Here is a 548-nt window from a genome sequence, read left to right as displayed (position 1 = left end):
AGCCGCGCGGGATAAGATCATGGCGACCAAGACCGACAAAAAAGGCCTTGTGATCGTCAACACGGGCAAGGGCAAAGGCAAATCGTCTGCAGCCTTCGGGATGATCTTCCGTTGCATCGCACACGACATGAAATGCGCCGTGGTCCAGTTCATCAAAGGCGGCATGTCCACCGGCGAGCGCGACTTGATCCTGTCGAAATTCTCAGACGAATGCGCGTTCCACACCATGGGCGAGGGCTTCACTTGGGAAACCCAAGACAAAAGCCGCGACACCGAAATGGCGCAGGCCGCATGGGCCAAAGCGAAAGAGCTGATTTTGGACGAGACCAACACTATGGTCCTGCTCGACGAAATCAACATCGCGATCCGCTACGACTACGTGGACATAAACGAAGTGGTCGAATTCCTCGCAACCAAGAAACCCGACATGACCCACGTGGTGCTGACTGGGCGGAACGCACATGCGGACCTGATCGAAATTGCTGACTTGGTGACGGAAATGGAGCTGGTCAAGCACCCGTTCCGGTCAGGGATCAAGGCGCAAATTG

At 55.7% G+C, this 548-nt stretch carries 1 protein-coding gene; it reads left to right on the top strand.

Annotated features, from left to right (window positions below; translation table 11 throughout):
- Nucleotides 1–19: 19 nt before the first annotated feature.
- Nucleotides 20–548 (top strand): cob(I)yrinic acid a,c-diamide adenosyltransferase (cobO, locus tag J3L16_RS15935; RefSeq protein WP_242698883.1); only part of this gene is annotated, 529 nt, incomplete at its 3' end.

The sequence above is a fragment of the Alteromonas sp. 5E99-2 genome (assembly GCF_017368475.1).
Taxonomy (GTDB): domain Bacteria; phylum Pseudomonadota; class Gammaproteobacteria; order Enterobacterales; family Alteromonadaceae; genus Alteromonas_F.
Note: the sequence above shows the minus strand (reverse complement) of the source record. Positions and strands in the feature narration are given on the sequence as shown.